The sequence below is a fragment of the Streptomyces sp. OR43 genome, from assembly GCF_008042275.1.
Lineage (GTDB): Bacteria > Actinomycetota > Actinomycetes > Streptomycetales > Streptomycetaceae > Streptomyces.
On the sequence record NZ_RDBK01000127.1, the window covers coordinates 1 to 711 of the forward strand.

1 protein-coding gene and 1 pseudogene are annotated in these 711 nt (G+C 71.9%); both read left to right on the plus strand.

All coding sequences use genetic code 11. The features are described 5' to 3' along the window. Positions 1 to 122, plus strand: a pseudogene (locus tag EAO72_RS41540) (hypothetical protein); the annotation flags it as partial. A 139-nt stretch (positions 123 to 261) separates the two neighbouring features. Continuing rightward, positions 262 to 681, plus strand: coding sequence for an Rv3235 family protein (locus EAO72_RS41545; RefSeq protein WP_148022555.1), 420 nt, complete (start codon positions 262 to 264; stop codon positions 679 to 681). The last annotated feature ends 30 nt before the right edge of the window (positions 682 to 711 follow it).

Here is a 711-nt window from a genome sequence, read left to right on the forward strand (position 1 = left end):
ACAACATGGCCTGGGCGCAGGACGAGCTCGTCCAGCGCGGTCACAACTTCGCGATCGTCGACGAGGTCGACTCGATCCTGGTCGACGAGGCCCGTACGCCGCTGATCATCTCCGGCCCCGCCACCCGGATAGGTGAATCCCGCGACCTCCTCCCTCGGCCTACCGACGCTTGCGGCCGCCTCCGCCGTCCCCGTAGAAGATCCACAGCAGAAGTTACCGCCCGGTACTCAGCCGGGCCTCTGAAGCACGGGGGCGACAGCGATGAGCACGAACAGGACCCGGCCCACCGGACGGCACGACGCACGCAGGCCCGAGGCCGTACCCGCACAACGCCGCCGGACCGACCGGCGGATCCGGCCCCACCACTGGTTCGCGGAACGCCTCCTGGCGGTCCTCAGCGGCCAGCGCCCCGTCCACTGGATGCTCGGCCACACGATCGGCGAGGCCTACGACCAGCTCGCCGAACTGGCCCCCGCAACCCCACTCAGGAGCCGCGGCGCCCGCCCGGTCATCCGCATGTGCCGAGGCGCCCAGCCGGCTCCCGGCGTCGTGGAGGCCTGCGCGAGCATCGCGGCGGGCGAACAGGTCCGCGCCATGGCCTTCCGCCTGGAACAGGGCCCCGACCTCCGCTGGCGCTGCGCCGCGGTGGAACTGGGCAACACCCCGGTACGCCAACCCTGACCACCCACACCCGCCCCATCCCACAACCAC